Annotated in this window: 16 protein-coding genes and 1 riboswitch; of the genes, 9 read left to right on the top strand and 7 right to left on the bottom strand. The window is 75.1% G+C overall.

Annotated features, from left to right (window positions below):
• Positions 1-15: 15 nt before the first annotated feature.
• From FIC82_RS13215 to FIC82_RS13205, 3 genes are all read right to left on the bottom strand, one after another.
• Complete coding sequence (locus tag FIC82_RS13215; protein WP_371861946.1) at positions 16-387, bottom strand: DUF1844 domain-containing protein; 372 nt, start codon at positions 385-387, stop codon at positions 16-18.
• A gap of 145 nt (positions 388-532) precedes the next feature.
• On the bottom strand, positions 533-2,047 hold the full coding sequence (locus FIC82_RS13210) for a catalase (RefSeq protein ID WP_154798849.1): 1,515 nt from the start codon (positions 2,045-2,047) through the stop codon (positions 533-535).
• Between the two features lie 115 nt (positions 2,048-2,162).
• Positions 2,163-2,627, bottom strand: coding sequence for a Fur family transcriptional regulator (locus FIC82_RS13205; RefSeq protein WP_154798848.1), 465 nt, complete (start codon positions 2,625-2,627; stop codon positions 2,163-2,165).
• A 378-nt stretch (positions 2,628-3,005) separates the two neighbouring features.
• On the opposite strand from FIC82_RS13205, the gene infC reads away from it, so the two are divergent.
• From infC to thpR, 5 genes are all read left to right on the top strand, one after another.
• Positions 3,006-4,007, top strand: coding sequence for a translation initiation factor IF-3 (gene infC, locus FIC82_RS13200; protein WP_168732292.1), 1,002 nt, complete (start codon positions 3,006-3,008; stop codon positions 4,005-4,007).
• 109 nt (positions 4,008-4,116) lie between these two features.
• Positions 4,117-4,311 carry a 50S ribosomal protein L35 gene (rpmI, locus tag FIC82_RS13195; RefSeq protein ID WP_047233980.1) on the top strand — a complete coding sequence of 65 codons (195 nt, stop codon included), beginning with the start codon at positions 4,117-4,119 and terminating at the stop codon, positions 4,309-4,311.
• Between the two features lie 67 nt (positions 4,312-4,378).
• Positions 4,379-4,765: a 50S ribosomal protein L20 gene (rplT, locus tag FIC82_RS13190; RefSeq protein WP_024840664.1), complete on the top strand. Its 387-nt coding sequence runs from the start codon at positions 4,379-4,381 to the stop codon at positions 4,763-4,765.
• Positions 4,766-4,833: 68 nt separating this feature from the next.
• The gene (locus tag FIC82_RS13185; protein ID WP_154800247.1) at positions 4,834-5,724 is read left to right on the top strand and encodes a TrmH family RNA methyltransferase; all 891 of its coding nucleotides are present in this window, start codon (positions 4,834-4,836) and stop codon (positions 5,722-5,724) included.
• Between the two features lie 7 nt (positions 5,725-5,731).
• Positions 5,732-6,379, top strand: coding sequence for an RNA 2',3'-cyclic phosphodiesterase (gene thpR, locus FIC82_RS13180; protein WP_168731845.1), 648 nt, complete (start codon positions 5,732-5,734; stop codon positions 6,377-6,379).
• Positions 6,380-6,399: 20 nt separating this feature from the next.
• Here thpR and FIC82_RS13175 read toward each other — a convergent pair whose 3' ends face one another.
• Complete coding sequence (locus FIC82_RS13175) at positions 6,400-6,864, bottom strand: hypothetical protein (RefSeq protein WP_154798847.1); 465 nt, start codon at positions 6,862-6,864, stop codon at positions 6,400-6,402.
• A gap of 353 nt (positions 6,865-7,217) precedes the next feature.
• Between FIC82_RS13175 and pheS the strand changes: the two genes are divergently transcribed.
• The 4 genes from pheS (at position 7,218) to thiD (ending at position 12,956) form a co-directional block, all read left to right on the top strand.
• A complete protein-coding gene (gene pheS / locus FIC82_RS13170) occupies positions 7,218-8,345 on the top strand; it encodes a phenylalanine--tRNA ligase subunit alpha (RefSeq protein ID WP_154798846.1) in 1,128 nt (375 codons plus the stop codon).
• Entirely contained in the window at positions 8,345-10,954 is a 2,610-nt protein-coding gene (gene pheT / locus FIC82_RS13165) for a phenylalanine--tRNA ligase subunit beta (protein WP_154798845.1), read from the top strand. Before pheS ends, pheT begins: the two co-directional genes overlap by 1 nt.
• The gene (locus FIC82_RS13160) at positions 10,951-11,838 is read left to right on the top strand and encodes an SDR family oxidoreductase (protein WP_253691125.1); all 888 of its coding nucleotides are present in this window, start codon (positions 10,951-10,953) and stop codon (positions 11,836-11,838) included. The genes pheT and FIC82_RS13160 overlap by 4 nt, the downstream gene beginning before the upstream one ends.
• A 112-nt stretch (positions 11,839-11,950) precedes the next feature.
• Positions 11,951-12,046, top strand: a riboswitch (TPP riboswitch).
• The gene (thiD, locus tag FIC82_RS13155) at positions 12,039-12,956 is read left to right on the top strand and encodes a bifunctional hydroxymethylpyrimidine kinase/phosphomethylpyrimidine kinase (RefSeq protein ID WP_154798844.1); all 918 of its coding nucleotides are present in this window, start codon (positions 12,039-12,041) and stop codon (positions 12,954-12,956) included. It overlaps the preceding riboswitch by 8 nt.
• 4 nt (positions 12,957-12,960) lie before the next feature.
• Here the strand turns inward: thiD and FIC82_RS13150 are convergent, their stop codons facing one another.
• From FIC82_RS13150 to FIC82_RS13140, 3 genes are read right to left on the bottom strand one after another with little or no spacing between them, the layout of a single operon-like run.
• On the bottom strand, positions 12,961-13,947 hold the full coding sequence (locus FIC82_RS13150; RefSeq protein ID WP_154798843.1) for a DUF4862 family protein: 987 nt from the start codon (positions 13,945-13,947) through the stop codon (positions 12,961-12,963).
• A 28-nt stretch (positions 13,948-13,975) separates the two neighbouring features.
• Positions 13,976-14,257, bottom strand: coding sequence for a hypothetical protein (locus FIC82_RS13145; protein WP_154798842.1), 282 nt, complete (start codon positions 14,255-14,257; stop codon positions 13,976-13,978).
• Positions 14,254-15,270: a quinone oxidoreductase family protein gene (locus FIC82_RS13140; protein ID WP_154798841.1), complete on the bottom strand. Its 1,017-nt coding sequence runs from the start codon at positions 15,268-15,270 to the stop codon at positions 14,254-14,256. The genes FIC82_RS13145 and FIC82_RS13140 overlap by 4 nt, the downstream gene beginning before the upstream one ends.
• Positions 15,271-15,272 lie beyond the last annotated feature (2 nt).

Raw genomic sequence — 15,272 nt, 5'->3', positions numbered from 1 at the left:
GCACCGGGGGAGTGCTCAACTCACGGCGCCCGTGTACTTCTCGCCCGGGCCCTCGCCCGGGGCGTCGGGGTAGACCGACGCCTCGCGGAACGCGAGCTGGAGCGAGCGCAGGCCGTCGCGGAGCGAGCGGGCGTGCTGGTTGCCGATGTCGGGAGCGCTCGCCGTGACGAGCGCGGCGAGCGCGTTGATGAGCTTGCGCGCCTCGTCCAGGTCGAGGTGGCCTTGCTCCTGCGCGTCCTCGGCGAGGCCGCACTTGACGGCCGCGGCGCTCATGAGGTGGACGGCCGCGGACGTGATGACCTCCACGGCGGCGACGTCCGCGATGTCGCGCACGGCGTCGGCAGCGGGGTCGGGCACGGCGGCGTTCTCGGTACTCATGGCGACCATCTTTCCATCCTGTCGTGCCGTGCCGCCCACCCCGGACGCGAGCCGGGTCCCGGTGTCGCCGAGGTAGCGACCTGCCGCCGAGAGAGCGACGTACCGGGTCGGTACGTCGCTCTCTCGGCGGGGGATCACCACCTCGCGGACGGAATCAGACGCGGACCGGCTCCGCCGCGGTGCCGGGCTGGCCACCCTCGACCGGCGCGCCCGTGGCGGCGAGCGCCTCGCGGAGCGCGCCGCCGAGGCCGGCGTCGACGTTCGTCCAGTACGCGATCGCGCGCTCGCGGATCTCGTCGTCGCGGACGGCGCCGACGTGCCCGGTGATCGTCGCGAGGAAGCGCTCGCGCGCGGCGTCGTCGAAGACCTCGCGGTACAGCGTGCCCGCCTGGCCGAAGTCGTCGTCCTCGGGGTGCAGGGTCGCGGCGGAGCGCGTCAGCTCGCCGTCGGACTCCCACCCGGCCGACTCGGCGGCCCGGGCCGGGTCGGCGTGCGCGCCGCCCCGGCTGTTGGGCGCGTAGACCGGCGTGGTCGCGGGCGAGAAGGAGTGGCGCATCGCGCCGTCCTTGGCGTACGAGTGGCCGCCCTCGCTCGCCGCGTGCGGCGCGTTCACGGGGAGCTGCGCGTGGTTGGTCCCCACGCGGTACCGGTGCGCATCGGCGTAGGAGAAGATGCGCGCGAGCAGCATCTTGTCGGGGCTCGTCGCGATGCCCGGGACGAAGTTGCTCGGCGCGAACGTCGCCTGCTCGATCTGGGCGAAGTAGTTCTCCGGGTTCCGGTTGAGCTCCATCACGCCGACCTCGACCAGCGGGTAGTCGGCGTGCGGCCACACCTTGGTCAGGTCGAACGGGTTGAACCGGTAGGACTTCGCGTCCTCGTACGGCATGACCTGGACCGAGAGCGTCCAGCGCGGGAAGTCGCCGGCCTCGATGTGGTCGTGGAGGTCGCGGATGTGGTGGTCGGAGTCCGAGCCCGCGAGCTGCGAGGCCTCGTCGGCCGAGAGGTTGTCGATGCCCTGCTGGGTCTTGAAGTGGTACTTGACCCAGAACCGCTCGCCGGCCGCGTTGATCCACTGGTAGGTGTGCGAGCCGAACCCGTCCATGTGGCGCCAGCTCGACGGCAGGCCGCGGTCGCCCATGAGCCAGGTCACCTGGTGCGCGGACTCGGGGGAGAGGCTCCAGAAGTCCCACTGCATGTCGTTGTCGCGCAGGTTCGATCCGGGCAGGCGCTTCTGCGAGCGGATGAAGTCGGGGAACTTGATGCCGTCACGCAGGAAGAACACGGGGGTGTTGTTGCCGACGAGGTCGTAGTTGCCCTCGCTCGTGTAGAACTTCAGCGCGAAGCCGCGGGGGTCGCGCCACGTGTCGGGCGAACCCTGCTCGCCGGCGACGGAGGAGAAGCGCGCGAGCATCTCGGTCGTCGTGCCGGGCTGGAAGAGGGCCGCGCGCGTGAAGGCGCTCACGTCGTTCGTCACGGTGAACGTCCCGAACGCCCCGCCGCCCTTCGCGTGCACGACGCGCTCGGGCACGCGCTCGCGGTTGAACTGGGCGAGCTTCTCGACGAGGTAGTGGTCGTGCAGGACGATCGGGCCGTCGGCGCCGACGGTCTGGGCGTGGGCGTCCGAGGCGACGGGCGCACCGGCGTTCGTGGTGGTGAAGGGGGCGGTCATGGGTCTCCTTCCGTGGGCCGCGGTCGCGGCCCGTCTGACGTTCTCATACCGGGATCTTCGTGATGAAACGGGCGTGCTCCGGGTGTGCCGAGCCCCGGTGCGGGTTCGTGGGTGGTCAGTCCGTGCAGTCGGGGCACAGGCCCCAGAACGTCACCTCGGCGGTGTCGACCCGGAAGCCCGACGTGCTGCTGGGGGTGAGGCAGGGGGCGTGCCCGACGGTGCAGTCGACGTCGGCGACGGCGCCGCAGCCGCGGCACACGACGTGGTGGTGGTTGTCGCCGAGCCGGCGCTCGTAGCGCGCCGGGTGTCCCGCGGGCTCGATCCGGCGGACCAGCCCCTTGTCGGTGAGCGTGTGCAGGACGTCGTAGACCGCCTGGACCGAGACGGAGCCGAGCGACGCACGGGCGGCCCGCAGGACGTCGTCGGCGTCGGCGTGCTGCTGGACCTCGACGGCGTCGAGCACGGCGAGCCGCGCGGCGGTGACGCGCAGGCCGTGGTCGCGCAGCTCGGTCTCGTGCCGGGCGCGGCGCGGCCCGACCTCGAGGCTCGTCCCTGCGCCCGCCGTCGCTCCTGTCGTCATGGGCACCACTCTAACCACCTAATCTGGAAGAGTTCCAATGATGGAGCGACTCAGTGTGACGGTGTCGACCTGCGTTCGGCGCGCGGTACAGCCTCTGCTAGCATTGATGGCTGACCGACTCGTGCGCGTCCTCCTCCAGTTTTCGGGGGCGGGAGGTTCGCGAGTGCGCAAGTGGATCTCATCCCACCCGGGTCTCGACCGCCGACGAACGTCGCGACAGAGGCCGGGTCCTGGTCCGGTGCGAGGCCCCACGGGGCCGCGTCCCGCTGTGGTCGTAGCCCAGCGCAACGTCCCGACCTGATGGCCTCCGCCCTGCGCTCAGGGACGGAGGCCTTCTTCGTGCCGGGCGGTCTACCGACGACTTCCTAGGAGCATCACATCAGCGAGCCTCGCATCAACGATCGGATCCGCGTCCCCGAGGTCCGACTCATCGGTCCCGGCGGGGAGCAGGTCGGCGTCGTCCGCACCGAGGTTGCCCTGAGCCTTGCCCAGGACGCGGACCTCGACCTCGTCGAGGTCGCCCCGGACGCCCGGCCCCCCGTCGCCAAGCTCATGGACTTCGGCAAGTTCAAGTACGAGTCCGACATGAAGGCGCGTGAGGCGCGGCGCAACCAGGCGAACACGGTCCTCAAGGAGATCCGCTTCCGCCTGAAGATCGACCCGCACGACTACGGCACCAAGAAGGGCCACGTCGAGCGCTTCCTTGCCGCGGGCGACAAGGTCAAGGTCATGATCATGTTCCGCGGTCGTGAGCAGTCGCGCCCCGAGATGGGCGTTCGTCTGCTCCAGCGTCTTGCGGAGGACGTCGCGGAGCTCGGCTTCGTGGAGTCGATGCCGAAGCAGGACGGGCGCAACATGACCATGGTGCTCGGCCCGGTGAAGAAGAAGGCCGACGCCAAGAGCGAGCAGCGCAAGCGTGCGCAGGAGGCCGAGCCCCGCCTGACGAAGTCCGCCCAGCGCGCCGCGGCGCGGTCGGTGGACTCCGACGACGACGAGGCTCTGGAGGACGCCGTGCTCGAGGCCCCGGTCGAGGCGGCGGCCCCGGTCGAGGCGACGGCCCCGGCCCCGGTCGAGGAGCCGGCAGCAGCTCCTGCCGAGCCCGCTCCCGCGCCGAAGGCTGCTCCCGCGCCGAAGGCTGCTCCCGCGCCGAAGGCCGCTCCGGCGCCCCGCGCGGCAGCCCAGCGTCCGGCGGCGGCTCCTCGCCCGTCGAGCGCGCCGCGCGCGGACGCGAAGCCCGCGACGCCTCGCCCCGCCACACCCCGGCCGGCTCCCGCCGCGCCGTCGGGCGCTGCCAAGCCGGCGACCGCCAGGCCCGCCGCGCCCAAGCCGAGCGCTCCGCGCCCGGCGCCCAAGCCGGCACCGCGGGGCAATGCCGGCTGACGGCCGGCCGCACAGACCGACCCTGCTCGGGGTCCGGGCCCACCGGCCGGGACCCGAACACGTCGGCCGCCGTGAGGCGGTTGACCGGACACAAGGAGAGACGGCAGCCATGCCGAAGAACAAGACGCACTCGGGTGCCAAGAAGCGCTTCCGCATCACGGGTACCGGCAAGGTCATGCGCGAGCAGGCCAACGCTCGACACCTGCTCGAGCACAAGGCGACCAAGCGCAAGCGCCGCCTCGCCCAGGACCAGGTGGTCTCGCCCGCCGACGTCAAGACCATCAAGAAGCTGCTCGGCAAGTGATCCGGCAGGTGGCGGGACCCGCCACCGCACGGTTCACCCCTGAGCCCCGAACTGCAAGGAGCATCACGTGGCACGCGTGAAGCGGGCGGTCAACGCCCAGAAGAAGCGCCGTACGACCCTCGAGCGCGCCAGCGGCTACCGCGGCCAGCGCTCGCGCCTCTACCGCAAGGCGAAGGAGCAGGTCACCCACTCCCTCGTCTACTCCTACCGTGACCGCAAGGCGCGCAAGGGCGACTTCCGCAAGCTGTGGATCCAGCGCATCAACGCTGCGTCGCGCGCGCAGGGCCTGACGTACAACCGCCTCATCCAGGGCCTCAAGGCCGCGGGTGTCGAGGTCGACCGTCGCCTGCTCGCGGAGCTCGCGGTCAACGACGTGGCCGCGTTCAACGCGCTCGTCCAGGTCGCGAAGGACGCGCTCCCCGAGGACGTCAACGCGCCGAAGGCCGCAGCCTGACCAGCGCCTCGCCAGGCCGCCAGGCGGCCACGGACGCCCGGCCCGCGCTCGGCCCGCTCGACCCCACGCTGACGAACCCTCGCAGCGACCGGGTCCGTGCGGTCCGCGCGCTGGCCGGGCGTTCGGCGCGTTCCCGGCACGGACAGCTCCTCGTCGAGGGGCCCCAGGGTGTTCGCGAGGCCGTGCGGCACGCCGCCGACCGCGTGCGTGACGTCTACGTCACGCCCCCGTCGGCGGAACGGCACCCGGAGATCGTCGCCGACGCACGGGACGCCGGGCTGCACGTGCACGTCGCGACGCCCGAGGTGCTCGCCGCGATGAGCGCCGACGCCCAGGGGGTGCTGGCCGTCGTCCGCGCCCACGATCCGGAGCTGTCGGACGTCGTGGCGCCGCTCCTCGGCCGGGAGCGCCCGGCCCTCGTCGCGGTGCTCGCGACGGTGCGCGACCCCGGGAACGCGGGGACGGTGATCCGGGCCGCCGACGCGGCGGGCGCGGACGCCGTCGTGCTCGCGGGGGAGAGCGTGGACGTGCACAACCCCAAGGTCGTGCGGTCGACGGCCGGCTCGTTGTTCCACCTGCCCGTCGTCACGGGCGTGAGCCTGGCCGACGCGGTCGCCGCGTTGCGGGATGCCGGGCTCCTCGTCCTCGCCGCCGACGGCGCGGGCGACCTCGACCTCGACGACCTGCTCGACGTGGCCGGCGCCGCCGGTGCCGGCGCGCAGCGGCCCGTCGACCTCGCCGCACCCACCGCGTGGGTCTTCGGCAACGAGGCCTGGGGTCTGCCCGAGGAGGACCGTGCCCTGACCGACGCCGTGGTCAGGGTCCCGATCCGCGGCGGGGCGGAGTCGCTCAACCTGGCGACGGCGGCGACGGTGTGCCTCTACGCGTCGAGCCGTGCGCACCGGCCCGTGCCGGGCCGCCTCGGCGCGGACCCGACCGGGCTCGAACGTACCGGGTGAGCGAGGGGTGAGCCTGTTCGCCGCGCTGTTCCCGGACCCGGCGGCGCTCGACCACCTGGGGCTCGCGCTCTCGGGGGCGCACGCGCAGGAGGCGCACCGCTCCGACGGCGCCCCGCTCGTGCGGTGGACCCCGCCGGAGCTGTGGCACGTGACGGTCTCCTTCTTCGGCGACGTCCCGGAAGGATCCGTCCCGGACCTCGTCGCCGCCCTCGCGCCGGTCGCGAGGGAGACCCCGCCCCTGTCGCTGCGGCTGCGGGGTGCGGGCGTCTTCGACCGGCGGGTGCTGTGGGTCGGCGTCGGAGGGGACGATGCCGACGGGCTCCGCGGTCTCAGCGTCGCGGTCGCCGAGGCGGCTGCCGACGCCGGTGTGCGCGTCGACCGCCGGCCGAGGCAGCGGGCCCACCTCACCGTCGCCCGTGCCGCGGCGGGCGCGCGTCAGGCGCAGCGACGCTCGCGCGCCCGTGATCGTGCTGCGGGCGGGCCGGCCGACGTCACCGCCGCCGACCCGCTCGGCGGCCCCGCGGCCGCGCTCGCGGTCTACGCGGGGCCCGACTGGTCGGCGCGCGAGCTGCACCTCGTCGAGTCGGAGCCCGGCGACGCGTCCGGCCGGCGGATCTACCGCACGGTCGAGACGCTCGAGCTCCCCGGCGCCTGACCACGTCTGCGCGGGGCGGCTCAGGAGAGCGCGGCCCAGCGGACGATCACGGCCAGGACCACGATCGACGCGCCACCCACCCAGGCGCACCAGCGCACGAGCAGGGGCGTGACCGACCCGATCCGCACGTGGACCAGCCGCAGGCGTGCCAAGGGGACGCTCAGGCCCATGACGGCGCCGACCCCGGCGACGACGGCGAGGACGCCCCACGGGGTCGCCCCGCCGTCGACCCCGGCCGCCGCGAGCGCGAGGACCACGGGGACGACGACGACCGCTGCCTGCCAGAGCCCCGTGAGGTACGCCAGCCCCGCGGAGCGGTAGCGCACGGGGGACAGGACGTGGCGGGTGCGGCCCGAGCGGGTCGCCGTGGGCGTCCGCCAGGTCCGTGGAGGGCTGCCGACCGCCGCGGCCCGACCGGCGGCGCTCGTCGTCACCGCGCGCGACGAGGGCGCGCCCCGGTCTTGTCGCCCGTACCGTCCGTCCACGCGGTCATCCTGCCCGATGCTCTTCCGGTGCCACGACCTATCCCTGTCGTGCGGTCCCAGGAGCCGACGTCCGGACGCGAGCGCGGCGCCGTGCGAGGATGGTGCGGTGACCGTGCGAGACGATCGTCGATTTCCCGGGCCCGTCACGGGCCCGCGCGACTGACGCGTGCACCCGTCCCGCCTCGGGCGGGACGGACCCGGCCGGGACGGGCGCCCTAGAATGACCGCGACGCGCGCACGAGCGCGCGCCCGCGCGCGCCCCGTGCGTCGCGCCCTGCGGGACGACCCCTGAGCAGATGCCTGTCCGGGCCGTCGCCCGCTCCCGCAGTCCCGCCCTCGCCAGGAAGGCACGCATGTCCAGCCCTGACGCCGACGTCGTCACCCCCGTCACGGGGGACGGCGGCCCGGACACCCCGACCGCTCCCTCCCCGCTCGACGCCGACGCGCTGCAGCGCGCGCTCGACGCCGCCCTCGCCGCGATCGCCGGGGCCGGCGACCTCGACGCGCTCAAGCTCGTCCGTACCGAGCACACGGGCGACCGCAGCGCGCTCGCGCTCGCGAACCGCCAGATCGGCTCGCTCGCGCCGGCCGACAAGAAGGTCGCGGGCAAGCTCCTCGGCCCGCTCCGCGGGCGCGTGAACCAGGCTCTCGCCGCACGCCAGGTGGAGCTCGAGGCCGAGCGCGACGAGCGCGTGCTCGTCGAGGAGGCCGTGGATGTCACGCTCCCGGTCGACCGCGTGCCGTCCGGCGCGCGGCACCCGCTCGAGACGCTCCAGGAGCGCGTCGCCGACTTCTTCGTCGGTCTCGGCTGGGAGATCGCCGAGGGACCCGAGGTCGAGGCGGAGTGGTTCAACTTCGACGCGCTGAACTTCGGCGTCGACCACCCGGCGCGGCAGATGCAGGACACGTTCTACGTGGCCGGGGCCGACGGCTCCGGCGCGGGTGCCGCGGCGCCGTCGAACCTCGTGCTGCGCACGCACACGTCGCCCGTCCAGGCGCGCTCCCTCCTGGAGCGCGGCGTGCCCCTGTACGTCGCGTGCCCGGGCAAGACGTTCCGCACCGACGCGCTCGACGCCACGCACACGCCCGTCTTCCACCAGGTCGAGGGCCTGGCGATCGACGAGGGCCTGACCATGGCGAACCTGCTCGGGACGCTCGACGCGTTCGCGCGCGCCATGTTCGGTCCCGAGGCGCGCACGCGCCTGCGCCCGAGCTACTTCCCGTTCACCGAGCCGAGCGCCGAGATGGACCTGTGGTTCCCCCAGAAGAAGGGCGGGCCCGGCTGGATCGAGTGGGGCGGCTGCGGCATGGTCAACCCGAACGTGCTGCGGTCCGTGGGGGTCGACCCCGACGTCTACTCGGGCTTCGCCTTCGGGATGGGCATCGAGCGCACGCTCATGCTGCGCCACGGCATCGCGGACATGCACGACATGGTGGAGGGCGACGCGCGCTTCTCCGCCCAGTTCGGAACGGAGATCTGATGCCCTACGTCGCCATCGACTGGTTGGGCGACCACGTCGAGCTGCCCGAGGGGCTCACCGCCGAGCGGCTCGCCGCCGACCTCGTCCGCGTCGGCCTGGAGGAGGAGGCGATCCACGGTGCGGCCGTGACGGGCCCGCTCGTCGTCGGGCGCGTCGTGGAGATGACGCCCGAGCCGCAGAAGAACGGCAAGACGATCAACTGGTGCCTGGTCGACGTCGGCCCGGAGCACAACGCCGCCGAGATCCAGGGCGTCGACCCTGCCGACGTGCCGGCGGGCGGTGCGCGCGGCATCGTGTGCGGCGCGCACAACTTCGCGCCGGGCGACCTCGTCGTCGTCGCGCTGCCGGGCTCCGTCCTGCCCGGGCCGTTCGCCATCGCGAGCCGCAAGACCTACGGGCACGTGTCCGACGGCATGATCTGCTCGCAGCGCGAGCTCGGGCTCGGCGAGGACCACGACGGCATCATCGTGCTGCCGCGGCTCGGGTACTCGGCCGAGGACCTGACCCCGGGCCAGGATGCCGTCGCGCTCCTCGGTCTCGGCGACGAGGTGCTCGAGATCAACGTCACGCCCGACCGCGGGTACGCGTTCTCCTACCGCGGCGTCGCGCGCGAGTTCTCGCACTCGACGGGCGCGCGCTTCACCGACCCCGGCCTCCCGGGCTCGCTGCCGACGCCGCCGCCCGCGGCGACCCCTGACGGCTTCCCCGTCGAGGTCGACGACGCGGCGCCGGTCCACGGCGTCGTCGGGTGCGACCGCTTCGTCACGCGCGTCGTGCGGGGGATCGACCCCGCCGCGCAGACCCCCGCCTGGATGCAGCAGCGGCTCACCGCGTCGGGCATGCGGCCGATCTCTCTCGCGGTCGACGTGACGAACTACGTCATGCTCGATCTCGGCCAGCCGCTGCACGCGTACGACCTCGACAAGGTCGCGGCACCGATCGTCGTGCGGCGCGCCGCGCCGGGCGAGCGGCTCGTGACCCTCGACGACGCCGACCGCGGGCTCGACCCCGAGGACCTGCTCATCACGGACAGCCCCGACGGCGCGCGTGCCTCGCGTGTCCTGGGGCTCGCCGGTGTCATGGGTGGCGCCTCCTCGGAGGTCGGCCCGACGACGACGGCCGTGCTCGTCGAGGCCGCGCACTTCGACCCGGTGACGGTCGCGCGCACGTCGCGCCGCCACAAGCTGTCGAGCGAGGCGGCGAAGCGGTTCGAGCGTGGTGTCGACCCGCTGCTGCCCGCGGTCGCGGCCCAGCGCGTCGTCGACCTGCTCGTCGAGCTCGGCGGCGGCACGGCCGACCCCGCGGTGAGCGATCTCGACCGGGTCGCCGCCCCGGCCGCGATCCGACTGCCGGTCGGCGAGGCCGAGCGCCTCGTCGGCGTGCCGTACACGCTCGAGCAGGTCGTGGGCACGCTCGGCGCGATCGGCTGCGCGGTCGAGGCCGACGACGCGGACGCGACGGGCGTGCTCGTCGTCACCCCGCCGTCGTGGCGGCCCGACCTCACGGAGCCCGCCGAGCTCGTGGAGGAGGTCGCGCGCCTCGTCGGCTACGACGAGATCCCGTCGCTCCTGCCTGCTGCTCCCGGTGGGCGCGGGCTCACGCGCGAGCAGCGCGTGCGGCGCTCCGTCGCCCGGGCGCTGGCCGAGGACGGCTTCGTCGAGACCCTGAGCTACCCGTTCGTCGGGGACGCGGAGCTCGACGCGTTGCGCCTGCCCGCGGACGACGAGCGCCGTCGTGCGCTGCGCCTGCTCAACCCGCTCGCCGACGACCGCCCGCTGATGCGCACGGACCTCCTGAGCACGCTGCTGGAGACCACGCGCCGCAACGTCGGCCGCGGGCTCGGCGACGTCGCGCTCTTCGAGGTCGGCCTCGTCACGCACCCGCGTCCGGGCGCGCCCGCCGCGCCCGCGCTGCCGGGCGGCGTGCGTCCGAGCGACGACGAGCTCGCGGCGATCGACGCCGCGCTGCCGTCGCAGCCGCGCCACGTCGCGGGCGTCCTCGTCGGGCGCCGCGTGCGCGCGGGCTGGTGGGGCGTGGGCCGGGCGGCGGACTGGACGGACGCGCTCGGCGCGGCCCGCCTGGTCGCCGAGCGCGTCGGCACCGACGTGCGCGTCGTGGCCGACACCGGGCGCGCCCCGTTCCACCCGGGCCGTTGCGCGCGCCTCGAGCTCGCCGACGGGACCGTCGTCGGGCACGCGGGCGAGCTGCACCCCAAGGTGGTCGAGAACCTCGGCCTGCCCGCTCGCGCGGTCGCGTTCGAGGTCGACCTGTCGGCGCTCGTCGCCGGCTCGTCGGACGAGCCCGTGCAGGCGACGCCCGTCTCGGGCTTCCCTGCGGCCAAGGAGGACCTCGCCTTCGTCGTGGACGCCGACGTGACCGCGCAGTCGCTCCGCGACGCGATCGTCGCCGGCGCGGGAGACCTGGTCGAGGAGGTCGCGCTGTTCGACGTCTTCACCGGCGAGCAGGTCGGGGCGGGGCGCAAGTCGCTGGCGTTCTCGCTGCGGCTGCGCGCCGCGGACCGCACGCTGACCGCGGACGACGTCGCGCGCGTCCGCGAGGGTGCGGTGACCGCCGCGCGCGAGCGCGTCGGCGCGGAGCTGCGGGCGTGAGCGCGAACCTCGGTGTGGGCGCGGCGGGGACCGTCGCGCCCGCGCGGACGGCGCTCGTGACCGGGGCGTCGCGCGGCATCGGCCGCGCGATCGCCGTCGGCCTCGCGGCGGCGGGCCTCGACGTCGCGCTCCTCGCGCGCGACGCGAACCGGCTCGCAGGCGTGGCCGACGAGATCGGTGCGCTCACCGGCGGCGCGGGGCGCGCCGTCGTCGTGACCGCGGACGTCACGGACGCCGCGGCGGTCACGGCCGCCGTCCGGCACGCCGAGGACGACCTCGGGAGCGTCGACCTGCTCGTCAACAACGCGGGTCGTGTCGACGCCGAGGTGCCGCTGTGGGAGGCCGACCCGGACGAGTGGTGGGCGATCGTCGAGACCAACGTGCGCGGGCCGTTCCTGCTCGCGCGCGCGGTGGTGCCGGGGATGCTCGCCCGCGGCGGGGGCCGCGTCGTCGACCTCAACAGCGGCGCGGGCTCGCACGACATGGACGGCGCGAGCGCGTACAACGCGAGCAAGACCGCCCTCCTGCGGCTCGGCGCGAACCTGCACCGGTCCGGCTTCGCGCGCGGCCTGCGCACCTTCGAGGTCTCGCCGGGGGTCGTCCAGACCGACATGACGGCGTCGATGGTCATGCACGAGGGCCGCACCGAGTGGACCCCGGTCGACCGTACGGTCGAGATGGTCGTCGCGATCGCGCGCGGCGAGCTCGACGCCTTCTCGGGCGCGTTCGTGCGCGTCACGCACGACTCGCCCGAGTCGCTGCGCGAGGCCGCCGCGGAGGCGAAGGACCGGGGTGACGTCCTGCCCGGCCCGGACGCGCGGCGCCTGCGCGTCACGCGCTGGGGCGCGGACGACCCGATGCCGGGGGAGCTCCCGCGCCGCTGACCGCGCGCGACACCGCTCCCGCACGCTGCTCCCGCACGCACGCGGCCCCGACGCCGCCCGACCCGCACCGGCGGCGTCGGCGCGTCCGGGCACGTGACGAGCCACTAGCATGGCCACCGACACGGGGTGCCCCACGACCGGGGCTGAGAGGAGACCCGTCGAACCTGCTCTGGCTCGTACCAGCGAAGGGATGTCCGGCGATGACGCTCGCCCTGCCCCAGCACGCTCCTGCCCCCCGGGGCGACCGCCCCCGTCGGCCCTCGCGGCCGCGCGTCCTGTCGATCGCGGGGACCGACCCGACCGGGGGAGCGGGCATCCAGGCCGACCTCAAGTCGTTCGCCGCGCACGGCGCCTACGGGATGGCCGTGACGACCGCGCTCGTCGCGCAGAACACGCACGGGGTGCGGTCCGTGCACGTCCCCGGACCGGCGTTCCTGCGCGAGCAGCTTGACGCAGTGTCCGACGACGTCGAGATCGACGCCGTGAAGATCGGCATGGTCGCCGACGAGGCGAACGCCCGCGAGATCGGGGCCTGGCTCGACGCGCTCGCGACCGCGCGCACCGACTCCGGGCTCCCGCGTCCCTGGGTCGTCCTCGACCCCGTCATGGTCGCCACGTCGGGGCACCGCCTGCTCGACGCGGGCGCCGAGCAGGCCGTGCGCGACCTCGCGGCGCGGGCCGACGTCGTGACGCCGAACCTGCCCGAGCTGGCCGTCCTCGCCGGGCAGGACGTCGCCACGACGTGGGACGACGCGCTGCACCAGGCGACGTCGTACGCGACGACGAGCGACACCGTCGTGCTGCTCAAGGGCGGTCACCTCACCGGCGCGACGTCGCCCGACGCCCTCGTCGCGCCGGGAACGACCCCGGACGCGGCGCCCGTGGTCACGACGTTCGACGCCGCACGCGTGCACACACTCCACACGCACGGGACGGGGTGCTCGCTCTCCGCGGCGCTCGCGGCGCTCCGTCCGCAGCGCGAGGGCTGGGCCGAGGCCGCGCGCGACGCCAAGGCGTGGCTCACGGGTGCCCTGCGCGCCGGCTCCGCGCTACGGGTCGGGACGGGCCGGGGCCCGGTCGACCACCTGCACGCGGTGTCGCCCGTCGCCCCCGGCTGAGCACTCAGCCCTCGGCGCGTGCTCCGGCCCAGGCGGGAAGGACGTCCTCGAGCGCGTCCCGCAGCACGGCGAGCGTGGCGCGGGCGACCGCGAGACGCTCGGCCGGAGCGGCGTCCGACGGGCGCGCCGTGACCTTGGCGCCGACGATCGGGACGGGCCCGGCGGCGGCGAGGAACTCGCGCACCTCGGCCGGCCCGAGCATCGAGTCCTCCGGTCGGGGGAGCGCGGGGTCCGTGCCGTGCGGGGGCACGTGCGCGTCCGACCACGGCTCGCCCCACCGGCCCGGCGTCCCGCTCGCCCCCGAGAGCATCGCGCTCGCGAGGAGACCGGACGCCGCCGCTGCGCGCGCGTGCTCGACGGGCGTCGCGGCGCTGCGTCCCTCGATCGCGGACCGGCCCCAGTTGAGCCCGACGTGCAGGGGGTGGCCCGTGTCCCGGGCCGCACGCGCGACCGCCGCGATCTCGTCGTCGAGCGGCAGGAACCCCTTCTCCGCGACGCCCCACGGGCGCGGCGCGTCGCAGTGCTCCACGACGAGCGGGAGCCCCGCGGGCGCGACGGCGGCGAGCTCGGTGAGGCTGCGCGCGAGCGCGGCACCGGAACCCCGCCCGGGACCGGGCGCCGACTGGAGCTCGACGGCGACGACGCGCCGGCGGCCCTCGGACTCGGCCAGCCGCGCCACGGCGTCGAGGACCCGGCCGACGCCGTCGACCGCGGCGCGGCGGCCCGCCTCGTCGTCGGACGCGAGCCCGTACGCCCGGTCCGTCGTGGCGCGGCGCGCGGTCGCGGCGACCGTGGTGGGGACCAGCGACCAGTGCCCGGGGAGCCCCGCGGCCACGGTGGCGAGCGCGCCCGCGTCGTCGGGGTCGACGGGGTGCTCCAGCCCGTCGAGCCCGTCGGCGTCGAGCGCGGCGTACCAGCCGCCGGGGTCGGGGACGCCCGCGAGGGCGTACGCCCCGAGGAGGGTCAGGGGTCGTGCGAGCTGGTCGTCCATCGGTCCTCGTCGGTCGGGGTGGCAGGGGTCAGGCTCGGGCGACGTCCTCGACGGCGGTCGCGTACTCGCACGTGTAGCCGGGCGGGAACCAGCCCCAGCGGGCGTCCACGTCCTGCGCCGAGACGCCCGCCGGTCGGTCGGCGACGCACGCGTCGGCCTGCTGTCCGAGCCAGACCGTCACGTAGTAGACGGCCAGCACGCCGGTGAGCAGCACCACGAGCACGGTCACGGCGCGGCGCAGGGCGCGCGAGGGGCCGCCGTCCGACCCGTCCTCCTCGCCCGGCCGCGGGGGCACCCAGTCCCAGCTCACGCGGCGCCCGCGTCGGTGGCGGCCGCGGCGTCGGGGAGGAGCAGGACCTTGCCCGTGGTCGCACGGCCCTCCAGCGCGCGGTGCGCGTCGGCGGCGTCGGCGAGCGGGAACGTGGCGCCGACGCGCACGTGCAGCGTGCCGCCCGCGACGGCGCCGAGCACCTCGGTGGCGCGCTCGACGAGCTCGGTGCGCGTCGCGGTGTGGTCGGCGAGCTTGGGACGCGTGAGGACGAGCGACCCGCCCGCGTTGAGCCGCTGGGGGTCGAACGGCGGGACCTGCCCGGAGGAGCCGCCGTAGAGCACGAGGGTGCCCCGGCGGCGCAGCGACGCGAGCGACGCGTCGAACGTGTCCTTGCCGACCGAGTCGTACACCGCGGCGACGCCCTCGCCGCCCGTGAGCCCGCGCACGACCTCGGGCAGTTCCGCGGTGAGGTCCGCGAACGCCGTGTACTGGATCGCGTGCTCCGCCCCCGCGCCGCGCGAGAGCTCCGCCTTCTCGGGGGTCGAGACGGTCGAGACCACGTGCGCGCCCCGCGCGACGAGCATCTGGGTCAGGAGCAGCCCGACGCCGCCCGCGCCCGCGTGCACGAGGACGCGGTCGCCCGGGCGGACCGGGTAGGACGACGTGCACAGGTAGTGCGCCGTGAGGCCCTGGAGCGCGACGGCGGTCGCGTCCTCGAGCGTGACGGCGTCGGGCACGTGAAGCGCCTGGCCCGCGTCGACGACGACGAGGTCCGCGTACGACCCCGGCGCCTCGGTCCACACGACGCGGTCGCCGACGGCGAACTCGTCGACGCCCGCGCCGACCTCGGCGACGACACCGGCTCCCTCGCTGCCGACCACGTGGGGGTACTCCATCGCGTACACGCCCGAACGCTTGTACGTGTCGATGAAGTTCACGCCGGCCACCGCGGACCGGACGAGGAGCTGTCCGGGACCCGGCGACGGGTCGGGCAGCTCGGTGTAGTCGAGGACCTCAGGGCCACCCGCCGCGCGGGCCACGATCGCGTGCATGG

The sequence above is a fragment of the Cellulosimicrobium protaetiae genome, assembly GCF_009708005.2.
In the GTDB taxonomy this organism is placed as follows: Bacteria; Actinomycetota; Actinomycetes; order Actinomycetales; family Cellulomonadaceae; genus Cellulosimicrobium; species Cellulosimicrobium protaetiae.
The sequence above is the reverse complement of the archived record's forward strand: the minus strand, read 5'-3'. Positions and strand labels throughout refer to the sequence as shown.